The organism is Nocardia sp. bgisy134 (genome assembly GCF_057708325.1).
The window spans coordinates 203,834-218,771 of record NZ_JBYIRW010000010.1 but is presented as its reverse complement, the minus strand read 5'-3'; the positions used below and the strand labels follow the sequence as shown (position 1 = coordinate 218,771).

14 protein-coding genes and 1 pseudogene are annotated in these 14,938 nt (G+C 69.1%); 11 read left to right on the top strand and 4 right to left on the bottom strand.

Annotated elements, in window-relative coordinates; genetic code table 11:
* The first annotated feature begins 85 nt into the window (after positions 1-85).
* The 9 genes and pseudogenes from tsf to AC3ERS_RS19525 all read left to right on the top strand — a co-directional run bounded on the left by tsf (position 86) and on the right by AC3ERS_RS19525 (position 8,169).
* The gene (gene tsf, locus AC3ERS_RS19565) at positions 86-910 is read left to right on the top strand and encodes a translation elongation factor Ts (protein ID WP_431969467.1); all 825 of its coding nucleotides are present in this window, start codon (positions 86-88) and stop codon (positions 908-910) included.
* 254 nt (positions 911-1,164) lie between these two features.
* The gene (pyrH, locus tag AC3ERS_RS19560; RefSeq protein WP_357445914.1) at positions 1,165-1,893 is read left to right on the top strand and encodes a UMP kinase; all 729 of its coding nucleotides are present in this window, start codon (positions 1,165-1,167) and stop codon (positions 1,891-1,893) included.
* A gap of 50 nt (positions 1,894-1,943) precedes the next feature.
* Entirely contained in the window at positions 1,944-2,501 is a 558-nt protein-coding gene (frr, locus tag AC3ERS_RS19555; RefSeq protein ID WP_431969466.1) for a ribosome recycling factor, read from the top strand.
* 195 nt (positions 2,502-2,696) lie between these two features.
* Positions 2,697-3,554 (top strand): phosphatidate cytidylyltransferase, encoded by an 858-nt coding sequence (locus AC3ERS_RS19550; protein WP_431969543.1) that lies wholly within the window; start codon positions 2,697-2,699, stop codon positions 3,552-3,554.
* Between the two features lie 61 nt (positions 3,555-3,615).
* Positions 3,616-3,981: a LapA family protein gene (locus AC3ERS_RS19545; RefSeq protein WP_431969465.1), complete on the top strand. Its 366-nt coding sequence runs from the start codon at positions 3,616-3,618 to the stop codon at positions 3,979-3,981.
* A gap of 140 nt (positions 3,982-4,121) precedes the next feature.
* A pseudogene (locus AC3ERS_RS19540) lies at positions 4,122-4,553 on the top strand (alpha/beta hydrolase); the annotation flags it as partial.
* A gap of 132 nt (positions 4,554-4,685) precedes the next feature.
* Complete coding sequence (gene rlmN / locus AC3ERS_RS19535; RefSeq protein ID WP_431969464.1) at positions 4,686-5,795, top strand: dual-specificity RNA methyltransferase RlmN; 1,110 nt, start codon at positions 4,686-4,688, stop codon at positions 5,793-5,795.
* A gap of 16 nt (positions 5,796-5,811) precedes the next feature.
* Positions 5,812-7,458, top strand: coding sequence for a serine/threonine-protein kinase (locus tag AC3ERS_RS19530; protein WP_431969463.1), 1,647 nt, complete (start codon positions 5,812-5,814; stop codon positions 7,456-7,458).
* 72 nt (positions 7,459-7,530) lie between these two features.
* Positions 7,531-8,169, top strand: a complete 639-nt coding sequence (locus AC3ERS_RS19525) for a Uma2 family endonuclease (RefSeq protein WP_431969462.1) — start codon at positions 7,531-7,533, stop codon at positions 8,167-8,169.
* A gap of 96 nt (positions 8,170-8,265) precedes the next feature.
* On the opposite strand, the gene AC3ERS_RS19520 is transcribed toward AC3ERS_RS19525, so the two are convergent.
* Positions 8,266-8,688 carry a DUF5997 family protein gene (locus AC3ERS_RS19520; RefSeq protein ID WP_431969461.1) on the bottom strand — a complete coding sequence of 141 codons (423 nt, stop codon included), beginning with the start codon at positions 8,686-8,688 and terminating at the stop codon, positions 8,266-8,268.
* Between the two features lie 97 nt (positions 8,689-8,785).
* Between AC3ERS_RS19520 and AC3ERS_RS19515 the strand changes: the two genes are divergently transcribed.
* Positions 8,786-9,739 carry a LysR family transcriptional regulator gene (locus AC3ERS_RS19515; RefSeq protein ID WP_431969460.1) on the top strand — a complete coding sequence of 318 codons (954 nt, stop codon included), beginning with the start codon at positions 8,786-8,788 and terminating at the stop codon, positions 9,737-9,739.
* Positions 9,740-9,757: 18 nt separating this feature from the next.
* On the opposite strand, the gene AC3ERS_RS19510 is transcribed toward AC3ERS_RS19515, so the two are convergent.
* The 3 genes from AC3ERS_RS19510 to AC3ERS_RS19500 form a co-directional block, all read right to left on the bottom strand.
* The gene (locus AC3ERS_RS19510; RefSeq protein ID WP_431969459.1) at positions 9,758-10,630 is read right to left on the bottom strand and encodes a DUF4231 domain-containing protein; all 873 of its coding nucleotides are present in this window, start codon (positions 10,628-10,630) and stop codon (positions 9,758-9,760) included.
* A gap of 90 nt (positions 10,631-10,720) precedes the next feature.
* A complete protein-coding gene (locus AC3ERS_RS19505; protein WP_431969458.1) occupies positions 10,721-11,203 on the bottom strand; it encodes a hypothetical protein in 483 nt (160 codons plus the stop codon).
* Positions 11,200-12,138 (bottom strand): dihydrodipicolinate synthase family protein, encoded by a 939-nt coding sequence (locus AC3ERS_RS19500; RefSeq protein WP_431969457.1) that lies wholly within the window; start codon positions 12,136-12,138, stop codon positions 11,200-11,202. The genes AC3ERS_RS19505 and AC3ERS_RS19500 overlap by 4 nt, the downstream gene beginning before the upstream one ends.
* A gap of 141 nt (positions 12,139-12,279) precedes the next feature.
* On the opposite strand from AC3ERS_RS19500, the gene AC3ERS_RS19495 reads away from it, so the two are divergent.
* Positions 12,280-14,892, top strand: a complete 2,613-nt coding sequence (locus AC3ERS_RS19495; RefSeq protein WP_431969456.1) for an ATP-binding protein — start codon at positions 12,280-12,282, stop codon at positions 14,890-14,892.
* The last annotated feature ends 46 nt before the right edge of the window (positions 14,893-14,938 follow it).

Sequence of the window (14,938 nt, the reverse complement as noted above, 5' to 3'; positions counted from 1 at the left end):
GCTGTTTCAGCGGTGATCACCTAGGAGTGCCATGGTGATCACCGCTGCCCAGTAACTGAACTTCTCCAAAGGAGGCTCGCCACCGATGGCGAACTACACCGCTGCCGATGTGAAGCGGCTCCGGGAGCTGACCGGCTCCGGGATGATGGACTGCAAGAAGGCCCTCGAAGAGACCGACGGTGACTTCGACAAGGCTGTCGAGGTTCTGCGTATCAAGGGCGCCAAGGACGTCGGCAAGCGCGCCGAGCGCGCCACCGCCGAGGGTCTGGTCGTCGCGCAGGACGGCGTGCTGATCGAGATCAACTCCGAGACCGACTTCGTCGCCAAGAACGACGAGTTCCAGGGTCTGGCCAATCAGATCGTCGCGGCGGCCGCCAAGGCCCGCCCCGCCGACCTGGACGCGCTCAAGGCCGTCGACCTGGGCGGCAAGACCGCCGACCAGGCCGTGCAGGAGCTCGCCGCGAAGATCGGCGAGAAGCTGGAGCTGCGTCGCGCCGTGTCCTTCGAGGGCCCGGTCGCGACCTACCTGCACAAGCGTTCCTCGGACCTGCCGCCCGCCGTCGGCGTGCTGGTCGAGTACCAGGGTGAGGGCGATGCCGCGGCCGAGGCCGCCCGCGCCGCCGCCATGCAGATCGCCGCGCTGAAGGCCAAGTACGTGACCCGCGACGAGGTTCCGGCCGACCTCGTGGAGAACGAGCGCCGCATCGCCGAGCAGACCGCTCGCGAAGAGGGCAAGCCCGAAGCCGCGCTGCCGAAGATCACCGAGGGCCGCGTCAACGGCTTCTTCAAGGACGTCGTGCTGCTCGAGCAGGCGTCGGTCACCGACTCGAAGAAGACCGTCAAGGCTCTGCTGGACGAGGCCGGTGTCACCGTGAGCCGGTTCGCCCGGTTCGAGGTCGGCCAGGCCTGACAGCCTGTGAAGGCCCCTCAACCGTCATCGCGACGGATGAGGGGCCTTCTGCTGTCCGCGTCCGGCGGGCGCGCGGCGACGCGACACCCCGATTCCCGACCCCGCGTGGTGTCGGAGGGGGTCTTCTGCGGTCGCCGAAACCGAATAAGGCAGGATAGGCACCGCCTTGTATTGCGGGATCGCAAACTTATCCGCTGTGCCCTGATGCCTCAGCATGCTGAGAACACCACCATCACCAAAGGAGAAGAGCACCGATGACGGACCCGGGGACCGACCGCCCAGGATATCGCCGGGTACTTCTCAAACTGGGTGGCGAAATGTTCGGCGGCGGCAAGGTCGGTCTCGACCCCGACGTCGTGCAGACCGTGGCCGAGCAGATCGCCGAGGTCGTCGCGACCGGCGTGCAGGTCGCCGTGGTGATCGGTGGCGGCAACTTCTTCCGCGGCGCGGAGCTCGAGGAGCGCGGCATGGAGCGGGCCCGCTCGGACTACATGGGCATGCTCGGCACCGTGATGAACAGCCTTGCGCTGCAAGACTTTCTGCAGAAGCAGGGGATCGACACCCGGGTGCAGACCGCGATCACGATGGGCCAGGTCGCGGAGCCGTACCTGCCGCTGCGCGCCAAGCGCCACTTGGAGAAGGGCCGTGTGGTCATCTTCGGCGCGGGCATGGGCATGCCGTATTTCTCCACCGACACCACTGCTGCCCAGCGTGCCTTGGAGATCGGCGCCGACGTGGTGCTGATGGCCAAGGCGGTCGACGGCGTCTTCACCGCGGATCCGCGGGTCGACGAGACGGCGACGATGTACACCGAAATCACGCACAAAGAGGTCATCGAGCGCGACCTGAAGGTCGCGGACGCGACGGCCTTCAGCCTGTGTATGGACAACCAGATGCCCATCCTGGTGTTCAATCTGTTGACGAAGGGCAATATCGCCCGCGCGGTCGCCGGTGAGAAGATCGGCACATTGGTTCGGTCCTGAGCCCGCGAACCGCGGATCATGACGATGACGACGCTGTGGAGGAAACGGTCGTGATTGAAGAAGCGCTCTTCGACGCCGAGGAGAAGATGGAGAAGGCGGTCTCGGTGGCGAAGGACGATCTCGGGACCATCCGGACCGGACGCGCGAATCCGGGCATGTTCTCCCGGGTCGTCGTGGACTACTACGGATCGCCCACCCCGGTCACCCAGATGTCCAGCATCACGGTGCCCGAGCCGAGGATGGTGGTGATCAAGCCGTACGAGGCCGCTCAGCTCGGTCCCATCGAGACCGCGATCCGCAACTCGGACCTAGGTGTCAACCCGACCAACAACGGCGACATCATCCGCATCAGCATCCCGCAGCTCACCGAGGAACGCCGCCGTGAGCTGGTCAAGCAGGCCAAGGCCAAAGGCGAGGACGCCAAGGTCGCGATCCGCAATGTGCGGCGCAAGGCCATGGACGAACTCTCGCGCATCCAGAAGGATGGCGAGGCGGGTGAGGACGAGGTCGGGCGCGCCGAGAAGGAGCTCGACAAGACCACCGCCAAGTACGTGAGCCAGATCGACGAGCTGGTCAAGCACAAAGAAGCCGAACTGCTCGAGGTCTGACGAGAGATCCGAGGGCCCGCACGGGCGGGGGACGAGGAACAACGAGTGAGCGACGGGACAATCGTGGCCGACAATGCCGCCGCAACGGGTGCGGCCGAGGAGCCGACGCCGGGGAGCGGCGCCGCCGAAGCGACCCCGGGCCGTGCGGGTGACTTCGCGGTCGGCCAGTTCCATACCGCGCACCCCGACCATGCCGTGCCCGCCGAGCCCGTGGTCCCCGCGCCCGCCGCCACGACGTCGCGTGCTGGACGCAATCTGCCCGCCGCGCTCGCGGTCGGCCTCGGGCTCGGACTGTCGCTCGTCGCGATCCTGCTGTTCGCGCCGCTGGTGTTCATCCCGGTCGCCGCGACCGGCGTCGGCGTGGCCACCTGGGAGGTGGCCAAGCGGCTGCGCGAGGCGGACGTGCTCGTTCCGCGGATCCCGCTCATCGTCGGCGGGCAGGCGGTGTTCTGGCTCGGCTGGCCGTGGGGCGCGAGCGGTGTCGCGGGCGCCTTCGCGGCCACCGCGCTGACCTGCATGGTGTGGCGCCTCTTCGATCACGGTTTGCAGACCGCGCCGCGAAACTTCCTGCGCGACACGGCGATCGCGATCTTCGCCCTCGCCTGGATCCCGCTGCTCGCGTCCTTCGCGACGCTGCTGCTGCTGGAGCCCGACGGCAACCTGCGGGTGCTGACCTTCATGATCCTGGTGGTCTGCTCCGACGTGGGCGGCTACGTGGCGGGTGTGCTGTTCGGCAAGCATCCGATGGTGCCGTCGATCAGCCCGAAGAAATCCTGGGAGGGTTTCGGGGGCTCGCTGGTGTTCAGCGTCATCGGCGGTCTGCTGACGGTCACCCTGCTGCTCCAAGCGAATTCGATGATCGGTGTGGTGCTCGGTGTCGGACTGGTACTGGTCGCGACCGTCGGCGACCTGATCGAATCGCAGATCAAGCGCGAACTCGGCATCAAGGACATGGGCACGCTGCTGCCCGGGCACGGCGGCATCATGGACCGCCTCGATTCGATGCTGCCTTCCGCGTTCGTCTCCTGGCTGGTGCTGAGCACGCTGCTCTGACCGGAGGGCGATATACCGCCAAATCCCGGCGGCAGTGATAGCGATCGTCCATGATCGAGGCATGTCCACGAATGCCGAGCACGAGCCCGAGGCGAGCCGGCGCGACGAGCCGACCGCCCCGGCCACCCCTCCGCCGGGGCACCCTCCGCCGCCGGCGACCAAACCCGCCACGACCGGCAAGAAGCCGTCGATCTCCTCGCGGACCGGCTACGCCTGGGTCGGGCTCGTGGTGGGCACGCTGATCATGATCGTGCTGCTCATCTTCATTCTCCAGAACCTGGAGACCATCCAGGTGAGCCTGTTCTTCTGGGAGTTCCACCTGCCGATCGGCGTCGCGGTGCTGCTCTCGGTGATCTGCGGAGCGCTGGTGATGGCCTTGGTCGGGGGCATGCGCATCATTCAGCTGCGGCGCGCCGCCAAACACTGAGCTCCGTCATTCCCGTGCTCGCGCAGCCCGACGCCAGCGCAGCGGTGGCGCGCCGAACTCGCGCTGGAACACGCGGCTGAACGGCTCGCATGCCCGCCGAGCGTTGTTCTGGGTCCGACCGCATCACCAGGCGCCTTCCGGTGGCGGCCTTCGCACCCGACGCGGGGGAGAGCCCAGGGCAGATCAGCCAGGAACTGCCGCCCGCGGCCTTCGACAACATCGCGCCGGACTCCGACGGCTACCTGTGGATCAGGCAGGACAAGTTCCACGAGAGCCTCGCCCAGGACCTGTCCGACGAGGAGGCGCTGGTCATGGCCGTGACCCAGAAGGCGCCGCTGGCCTCGACCTTCGGCGACGCCGTCACCGCGCCCGCGTGGAAGGCGAAGCCGAGCTGGTACCAGGTCTCGACCGCCGACCGGATGATCAACCCCGACAACGAGCGCAGGATGGCCGCGTGCATGAACCCGCGCAAGACCATCGAACTGGACGCGAGCCACGCCTCGCTCGCCTCGCAGTCGCACGCGATCTCCGATCTGATCGAAGAGGCCGTGCGCGATCTCGGGCTGTCCTGAGCGGGCGGATCGGACCGGCGAGCATCGTCGCCCCGCGCACACCGTGCGCGGCGGCGATCGGCCCTGTGTCCTCGCGCACTGTTTCGGGCTGACCATTCGGCAGCCGGGGACGGATGAGAGACTGGGAGAACTATGACCGCCTCCCTGCCCCTGGTTTTCGATGCTCCGCGCCGTGGCATGCCGCCCCGGCATCTCGCCGATCTCGATGCCGAGGGGCGGCGCGCCGCGGTCGAGGAGCTCGGGCTGCCCAAGTTCCGCGCCGACCAGATCGCGCGGCAGTACTTCGGGCGGTTGCAGGCCGATCCGGAGCAGATGACGGATCTGCCCGCGCCGGTGCGGGAGAAGGTCGGCGCGGCGCTGTTCCCGCCGCTGCTCTCCGTGGTCAAGCACGTGGCCTGCGACGACGGCCAGACCCGCAAGACGCTGTGGCGGGCGGGCGACGGCACGCTGCTGGAGAGCGTGCTCATGCGCTACGCCGACCGCAACACCCTGTGCATCTCCAGCCAGGCGGGCTGCGGCATGGCCTGCCCGTTCTGCGCGACCGGCCAGGGCGGGCTCAACCGCAACCTGTCCACCGCCGAGATCGTCGACCAGGTGCGCGCCGCCGCGGCCGCGCTGCGCGACGGCGAGGTGGCGGGCGGCGAGGGCAGGTTGTCCAACATCGTCTTCATGGGCATGGGCGAGCCGCTGGCCAACTACAAGCGAGTGGTCGCCGCGGTGCGCCGCATCACCTCGCCCGCGCCGGACGGCCTCGGCATCTCGCAGCGCAATGTCGTGGTCTCGACCGTCGGCCTTGCTCCCGCGATCCGCAAGCTGGCCGACGAGGAGCTGTCGGTGACGCTGGCGGTCTCGCTGCACACTCCCGACGACGAGCTGCGCGACACGCTCGTGCCGGTGAACAACCGCTGGCCGGTGGCCGAGGTGCTGGACGCGGCGCGCTACTACGCCGACAAGTCCGGTCGCCGGGTGTCGATCGAGTACGCGCTCATCCGCGACATCAACGACCAGCCGTGGCGCGCCGACATGCTCGGCGCGAAACTGCACAAGACGCTCGGCTCGCGCGTGCACGTCAACGTCATTCCGCTCAATCCGACCCCGGGCAGCAAGTGGGACGCCAGCCCGAAGCCGGTCGAGCGCGAGTTCGTCCGCAGGGTCAACGCCCAGGGCGTGCCGTGCACCGTCCGTGACACCCGCGGCCAGGAGATCGCCGCCGCCTGCGGGCAGCTGGCCGCCGAGAACTGAATCCCGAGGGGGGCCATTGCTGCAGCCAAGTGACGTATTCGCCGGGTATGCCATCGAACGACTGCTGGGCCGAGGTGGCATGGGCGCGGTGTATCTCGCCGGGCACCCACGGCTGCCCCGCAAGACCGCGCTCAAGCTGCTGAATCGGGAGCTGTTCTCCGACAGTGAGATTCGCGCGCGGTTCGAGCGGGAGGCCGATCTGGTCGCGCAGCTGGATCATCCCAACATCGTGACCGTCTTCGACCGGGGCATCGAGGACGAGCAGCTGTGGATCTCCATGCAGTTCATCGACGGCGTGGACGCGTCCTCGGTGGACCCGCGCACCCTGCCGCCGCAGCGGGCCGCCCAGATCGTCGCCGAGACCGCGCTCGCGCTGGACTACGCGCACCGCATGGGCGTGCTGCACCGCGACGTGAAACCCGCCAACATCCTGCTGTCCCGCTCGGCCGGGCAGGAGCGGGTGCTGCTCACCGATTTCGGCATCGCCCGCCCGCGCGAGGACACCACGCAGCTCACCCAGACCGGCACTTTCACCGCCACCCTCGCCTACGCCTCGCCGGAACAGCTCACCGGCGCCACGCTCGATCACCGGACCGACCAGTACTCGCTGGCCTGCGCGCTGTATTGGCTGCTCTCGGGCACCGTGCCGTTCGATTCCCCGCAGGCCGTCGTGGTGATCCAGGGACACCTCAAGCAGCCGCCTCCGCCGCTGAGCTCGGTGCGGCCGGGCCTGCCGCCCGCGCTGGACGCGGTGCTCGATCGCGCGCTCGCCAAGCGGCCCGCGGATCGGTTCGACTCCTGCGCGGATTTCGCCGCCGCCGTGCAGCAAGCGTTGCGCGTGCCGGCCAGCGCGCCGCACGCCGTCGCGCAACCCACGCCGCGTCCGCATCCGGTGGCGGGACCGCAGGCCTCGGCGCCCAACCCGATGCCCGTGGCGCACCCGCCGCGCTACGCCCAGCCCGCACCGCCGCCCGGTCCGCACTATGCGAACGGCGGTGTGCGGCAGGGTTATCCGCCCGGCTACGGCGCTGTACCCGCTCCGTATCGTCCGCCCGTTCCGCCGCCGCGGCGCGGCTCGAGCGCCAAGGTGCTCCTGGTGATCTTGGGCATCGTGTTCGCACTGCTGGCCGGGTGCGGGACGTTCGTGTGGACCGACGATTCGACCTGGGTGTCCCAGGTGACCGGTCGCTCGAAGGGGCACAAAGATCTGGCGGCGTTGTCGGCGGCGTTTCCGCTGATGCTGCCGAGCGACAATCGCCAGAGCGGCCGGGGCTACAACGGCGCGTCCTGCCGTCCGGCGTCCGAATGGAAGGACTGGCAGGCCGAAAAGGGCGACGAATCGGCTTTCGATCATTGGCAGGCGCGCTGGGAATGCCTGCTGGAGGGCGGCGCGAAGCTGGCGTACGACTTCTACGCCTACCCGAGTGCGGACGCGGCACGGCGCGCGGTGACAACCTTCAAGTCCCGGGCGAAGTCCGGAGGCTCGAACACGGAGGGCACCAGGACCGACGAGCGCTTCACCTACCGCGACGCCTACGGGGAGTCCGCGCTCATCCTGTCGACCTTCTCCGACCCGTCCCGAGACCGCTGGGTGTTCACCTTCCACGGCCCGACGCGCCTGGACGACGGACTCGCCGCCAAAGTCCGCGACGCCCCGCTCTGAGCAGCCATCAGCCGCGCCCGAACAGGCCGGAGGCCTACGTAGGCCGCGCGGTCGAGACGCTACGCTAGCGGCATGAGCGAGGCTGTCGACTGGTCATGGCTGCGTACCACGATCCCGATCGTCGATATGGCCATGTACCTGGACATGCCCGAGGACATCGCCCGCGCTCTCGAAATCCGTGACGGCATGATCGTGCATTGCGAATCCCCATCGCCGAATCATGTTGCGATCAGTCACAACATCAAGGCAGCGCTGCGCGAGGCGGTGTCCAAGCGTCTCGGTGACGCGCCGTGTCTGCGGGCCAGCGGTGAGCTCGACATGCTGGTCTCCGAGGTTCCGTTCCATTACAAGCGGCCGGATGCCATCGTGTATCGCTGTATCGACGAGCCACGGGGCAAGTGGAAGACCAAGCCGACAGCGTCGGACACCCTGCTGGTTGTCGAGGTCGTGTCTCCGAATACGGTGACGGCGGATCTGGTGGAAAAACGTGCGGAGTACGCGCGACTGAGCATCCCGTACTACTGGATCGTGCGCATGGTTCAGGACGACGGGCCTGCGTCATCGATCGAGATGCTGAGACTCACCGCCGACGGCACCTATGTCCGGGAGAACATGTCCCTGCGGGCCCGTGGCGATCTGGTGGCGGTCGATGTCGCCGACCCGCTCGACGTCACGATCAGCTGGAATCAGCTCGATCTCGGCCTGGACTGACCGTCCTGATTGCCTGCTCGAATCCGTTCGGCTTCGATCGCGGCGAGATCTCGGCCCAAGGCGACCCACGCGGCGACCGTGACCTTTGATCAGGATTCAGTCAGCGCGAAATCGGTTCTTGGCCGGGCGGTTGGTGGCGGCGCGGCGTTCGGCTTCCTTCGTCTTGACGCGCTCGTTCTCGCGCTGCACGGCTTCGTAGTTCTCGCGTTCGCGGAGCAGCCATTCGGGCGGGTCGGCGAGCAGGGCGGTGATCTCGTCGGCGGTCAGCGCGTCGGAGACGCCGCCGCGGGCCAGGCCGCTGTTGGAGACGCCGAGCTTGCGCGCGGTGATGTCGCGCGGGAACGGCCCGGTACGGCGCAGCTCCGTGAGCCAGGCAGGGGGATCGTTGCGCAACCGATCGAGGTCGGCGCGGGAGATCGGCGAGTTCCGGAACTCCTCCGGCGCGGCGGGGAGGTAGATGCCGAGCTTGTCCGCCGCGGTCAGCGGCTTCATCATCTGCGGTTTCTTGTCCGGGCTCACCGGGACAGCCTAGTCGACCGCCGGAACGCTTCCGTCCGAGCCTCGGCGTCGCGGCGGCCGTCCTGACCCGTGTGCGCCGTGCAATACCCTTGGTCGAATGAGTCAGGTGGAGTCGATCGATGTCGCGCGGTTGCGCTGGTTCGTCGCGGTGGCCGAGGAGCTGCATTTCGCGCGGGCGGCGAAAGCGCTCGGGATCGCGCGTCAGCGGCTCAGCCGGACGGTCATCGACCTGGAGGACGAGCTCGGCGCCAAGCTGTTCGTCCCCGGCGCCCAGCCGACCCAGCTCACCGACGAGGGTCGCGAGCTGCTGACCGCCGCGCGGGAGGTCATCGCCCGCGCGGAGGCCGACGCGGCTCGGCCGGAGCCCGAGGAGGCCCGGCGGGGTCTGCGGGTGGGTTTCGTGCCCGGTGTCACGGTGTCGAAGTGGGAACGGATCTGGCGTGAGCGGTTTCCCGAGATCCGGCTGGAGACGATTCCACTCGCGGCCGCCGACCAGCTGACCGCGCTGGGGGAGGGCCGGGTCGACATGTGTTTCGTACGCCTGCCCATCGACCGCGAAGGACTCAGCGCGATTCCGCTGTACCGCGAGGTGCCGGTCGTCGTGGTGCCCAAGGATCACCCGATCTCGCTGTTCTCCGAGGTCGGCGCGGCGGAGCTGGCCGACGAACGCATGCAGGACGCCTCGGATCTCGACGCGGCGGCGGTCACCCTCGAAATGGTCGCCGCCGGTGTCGGACTCGCCATCGTCCCGCACTCCATCGCGCGCCTGCACGCCCGCCGCGATCTGGTGTACCGGACCGTCACCGATCATCCCGACACCGAGATCGCCCTGGCCTGGCCCGTGGCCGAGACCACGGAGCTGGTAGAGGAGTTCGTCGGTGTGGTGCGTGGTCGCTCCGAACGGAGTTCGCGCTCACCGTCGACCCGCACCGAGCAACCGGCAAAAGGCTTGACAGCGAAAAAGCCTGCGCCGCAACGGAAATCGTTGGGTTCGAAAGGCGCATCCGCGGCGCGCTCCTCGGGTGCGAAGAGCAAGCGTCGCGGGCGCTGATCCGAGGCGGTCGGGGCGCTAATCGGTATGGAACGCGCGCCAGACCGTGTGCTCCCGGCTGATCGTCTCCTCCGCACCGGATACTGCGGTGGCCCAGCGGGTTTCGTCGATGTCGCGCAGCGTGTCGGCGATGATGGCGAGCTCGTTGGACGTGAACGCGTAGACGGCGGCGGTGCGGTTGTCGCGGCGCGCGGAGGTCCATGCCGCGATGCCCGCGATGCCCGCGGCGATGACGCCCGCGAGGTCGAAGCCGATGACGTTGATCGCCTTGGCCAATGCCGCGGACACACCTCCGATTTCGAGCAGGAGCGCGACGGTGCGCAGGCGGGCGCCGCGGCGATCGTGATGCGCCGATTTGTCCGCGTACCAGCGCTGCTGCTCTTGAATGCGATGGCAGATGTATTCCTGACGGCGCTCGGCGTGCGGCAGCCTGCGCAGCTCACGCATGCGGTCGGTGATCGTGGTGGAGGTGGTCGGCCGCACGGCGATGTCGGGAAGGTCGTGGTGGAGCCGCCGGATGCGTTCGATGAGCAGCGCGTCCGCTTCGGCCGGTGCGAGGGTGCCGTCGAACGGCGCGCCGCACACCGCGTAGCGCCAGGTGAGGGTTTTGACCGACTCCGCGAGGACGCGGCCTTCGTGCCAGGTCCGGCCGGGAAGCGACTGGAGCAGGTTCACGTCGATGGTCAGGATGCCGACGAACGCGAGCGCGGTCGCTATCGCGGCGATATCGGTGCGTGCGGCGCCGACGCGCACCGTGATCGCGGCGCAGGCGGCGGCGAACAGCGCCAGCCACAGACGCAGCGCGTACGTCCGGAGAAAGGAGCGCTCCCCCGACACCGCGGCGTCATCGGCGGCCCGGAACAGCCCCGGGTAGTCCTCAGCGCGCAGCACGACGTCGACCGGCTCGGGTGACGATCATGGGGACACGGTAGCAGCGACGTACTGTCTCAGATAACGAAATTCGTTGGGGACCAGAGTTTTCTACTCCGGGCCGCGCCGCGCCCCCGTCGGCCAGACGATGTCGATCGGGATGTGCCGCCGGCGCGCGGCGTCGACGGCGTCGGCGGTGCTGCCGGTGTCGCCGCCGCTGCCATCCCACACGGCGACGAGCCGGGTGATGTCGGTCAGGACGGCGTTGTTCGCCGCGCGGTACGCGACGGGCGACGGTTCGGCGTAGGGCATCACCCGCACCGACGCGGCCCGCGCGAGCAGGTCGTCGAAGACCGCGACGCGTTCGGCCGGGACGGCCCGGTCGCGATAGTGCTGCGCGGGCAGGACGACGTTCAGCCGCCCGCCGAGAGCGAGCACCACATCGGCGAAGATCGAATCCGCGCCCGGCGCAAGGCAGCTCACCCCGACCAGTTCGTCGTCGCAGGCGCGCAACCGTTCGAACAGCGCGGCGCGGATCAGCTCGGCGGTGGCCGCGGTGAGATGGACGTGCCCGGTGATCCCGATGCGCGTCACGGCGTGCCCTCGTGGACGCGCGGCAGGATCTTGTGGCGCAGGTGTGCGCGGATATCGGCGATCACGGTGTCGTCCGGGGTGCGCAGCGGGCTGCGGACGGCGGCAGGGAAGCCGGGAATGCGTTCGGCGAGCGCGGCTTTGACGAAGGTGATGTCGGAGAGACCCGATTCGTGGCGGAGGGCGCGACATTCGTCGAACACGGCTTGCCAGCGCGCTGCCGCCTCGCGGTCGCCGGCGCGCAGCGCGGCGGCGATGCGAACGGGGATCTCGGGCACCGGATTGCCCCCACCGGAGACGATGCCGTGCACGCCGAGCTCGCCGATGCGCGCGGCGGCGCCGTCATTGCCCGCGAAGACCGCCAGTCCGGTCGCGGTGTACGCCCGGGTGACGTCGAGCCGGCCACTCGAGTCCTTGATGCCTACCAGCATCGGGTACTCGGCGGCGAGCGCGCCGAGCAGTTCGGGGGAGATCGGGGTTTGGGTGTGGCGGGGAAAGTTGTACAGCAGCATCGGCAGTTCGGTGCGGGCGAGCAACCGGCCGAAGAAGTCGCGGACACCGATTTCCGGCGGGTCGGCGAAGAAATAGGGGGCGATGGCGGCGACGGCGTCGGCGTGCTGCCGCGCGTGGTCGAGCAGGTCCATCGCGTCGCCGTACGCGGTGGCGCCGATGTGGGCGACGAGCTGGCCCGGCCACTGTGCGCGGGCCTGCTCGAGGACCTTCTTGCGTTCGGCGATCGTCAGATTCGCGAACTCGCCGGTGGTGCCGTTGACGAGGATGGCGGGCACGCCCGCCCGGTGCAGAAAGCCGAGGTAGTCGCCCAGCGCTCCGGTGTCCACGGCGTGGTCACGGGTGAACGGCGTGACCGTGGCGACGATCGGGTTGAGCTCCACGGTTCCCGGCCAGGGAACGCGCGGCACCGGCTGTCCAACTGTCATCTGCGGCACTCCTCCACATCGACACGGCAGTTGACCAGTCTATCGGATCGGGATCGATGGCCGGGGTCGTCCGTTCGCCACTACCATGGGTGACGCCGAGCGCATGGGTGACGTCGAACACGCGACGGGGAGGGCCTGCGAATGGAGTGCGACGTCTTCGTCAGTCACTCGTCGAGAGATCGGAATCTCGCCGAGGCGGTTGTCCACGAACTGGAGGCGGTCGGCGTTCGCTGCTGGATCGCGCCGCGGAACATCATGGCGGGCACCAGCTATCCCCAGGCCATCGTCGAGGCGATCCGTCACTGTGAGGTGATGGTGGTCGTGGTCTCCGACCACGCCAACGAGTCCGCGCACGTCGGACGGGAAGTCGAACGCGCCGCGGCGGGCAATCTGAGCCTGGTCCCGTTCCGGGTCGCCGATATCGAGCCGAGCGGCGTGCTCGAGTACTTCCTCAGCAGCCAGCACTGGGTGCACGCGCTGCCGCCGCCGGTGGAGGCGCACATCGCGCGCCTGGTCGAGGCGGTGCGCGCGCTGCTGGCGTTGCGGCGCGGTACGGGGCAGGACAAGCCGAACCGGCCGCTCGCGCAGACTATTACGCGACGCCGTCCACGCCACGTGCCCGCGGCGGTGGCGGTGTTCACCGGACGGGTTCGCGAACTCGCCGAAATCCGCACGGCCCTGGCCGATTTCCCGATCGTCACGCTCGCCGGGCCACCCGGCGCAGGCAAGACCGAGCTCGCTCGCGCGGCGGCAGCCGGGCTGAACGACGTCTCGGTCGCCTACGTGGACCTGTCGCAGCTGACCGTGACGAGTTCGCTCGCCGCCGCCGTCGCCGAGGCGTTCGGGCTCGACCCGGCGACCAGCTGGCAAGACACCGCGCGGACGGTCGACGGCACCGAGACCGTGCTGGTACTCGACAACGCGGAGACCGCTCTCGCGCTGCACGCGACGGACTTCCGGCGATTCGTGCGCGACTTCCTCGACCGGTGCCGCAGTTGCCGAGTGCTGGCGACTTCCCGGGAGCGACTCGGATTGAGCGGGGCCGAGACCGTGCTGCACGTCGGCCCGCTACCCGAAGCGGACGCCGGTCGGCTGCTGGACCGGCTGCTGGATTCTCATGCGGTGCCGAGGAATGCCGAGAACCGGGCCGGGCTCGCCGCGGTCCGAGCCGTCGCCGACGGGCTGCCGCTGGCCCTGGTGATCAGTGCGGCGTGGCTCAGCGAGGTCTCGGTGGAGGCGTTCCTGCGCGAGTGGCAGCGCTCGCGCACCGCGCTGCTGTGCTTCCCCGGCTTCGATTCACCCGACCGCGCGACGAGCGTATCGGTATCGGTGGCGCTGTCGTTCGAGGCGTTGACCGACACGGCGCGGCAGGTGCTCTTCGTCGTGGCGCTGCACCCGTCGGGCGTGCGCCTGGAACTGATCGGCGAGGCGCTGCCGCAGGCGGTGTCACTCGTGTCGTCCACCGCCGAGCTGGTGCGCAAATCGCTGGTGGAGAAGGAGGATTCGCGGATGCGGGCGCTGGTGCCGATCCGGGAATTCGTGCGCGAGCGAGTATCCGACGAGCAGGTGTTGCGCACGGTGATCGAGGTGCACACCCGCCTGCTGCACGAGCACGTCGCTCGCGCGTATGGGCTGGGCGGCGAGGCCGAATGGGCCCAGGTGGCGGCGAACTTGCCCAATGTCGGCGCGTTGGCCGACGAGGGGTTGCGCTCGGACACCGTCGTGGACGCGTCCGTCGACCTGGTGATCGCGGCCTCGCTGGCGTTCCGCGCCACCGGCCGCATCGAGGAGGGGCTGGCCTATCTCGATCTGGCGCTGGCGACGGTGCCCGAGGGCGGCGACCTCGCGGGAACGCTGCTCGAGGAACGAGGTCATCTGCTGCGCGCGGGCGCCCGCCTGCCGGAGGCGCTGCGCGCGTACCAAGGGGCGATCCAGGTGTGGGCGCGACGCTTTCCGCAGCGCGAGGCCGTCTGCCGCTTGCGCATGTGCGGCGTGCTGCGCGTGATGGGCCGCTACGACGAGGCCGAGCGCAGCTGCCGCGCCGGTTTGGCGCTGCACGAGGCGACGAACGCGGGCCCGCTGTCCCTCGGCGACGCCATCGAGAACCTGGGCGACGTCGCGCGATCGATCGGTCACTTCCCCGAGGCCGTCGAGCATTATCAGGACGCGCTGCGGAAGTTCCGGTCGGTGCCTGAAGGCCTGGTCGGCTTGACGAATGTCTCGTTCAGTCTCGGCGAGGCGCGGCGGGCGCAGGAGGACGTCGCGGGCGCCCGGCTCGACTATGACCGCGCGCTGCGCACGAGCAGCCGGATCGGCGATCCGCAGGGGCAGGGCAACGCGCTGCTCGGACTCGCCAGAGCCGATCTTGCGGAACAGAACCTGACATCGGCCGCGGATCGGATTCGGGCCGCCGCCGATCGCTACGACCGGATCGACGACCGTCTCGGCGCGGCGAACGCACTGGTGATACAGGGCGATATTGCGGCGGCCGAGGGCCGGTTGAGCGACGCCGACAACGCCTACGCGGAGGCGGAGTTCGCCTACGAGGCGTTGCCGTGCCCGTTGAACCGGGTGCTGGTGACCTTGCGCAGGCTGCGGTCGCGCGAACTCGGTTGGGACAGCGCGCAGATGGCCGAGGCGCGCAAGGAATTCGAACAGCTCACCGGATACGCGCTCGGCGTGGCGGAGATCCAGCGCTGGTCGCTGGAGAAGAAAGGCAGTGTCTTCCACGGGTCCCTGGAGTCGGCCGGATGATCCGCGGCGAGTCCGGGCGACACGCGGGCACGACAACGGCCGCGTC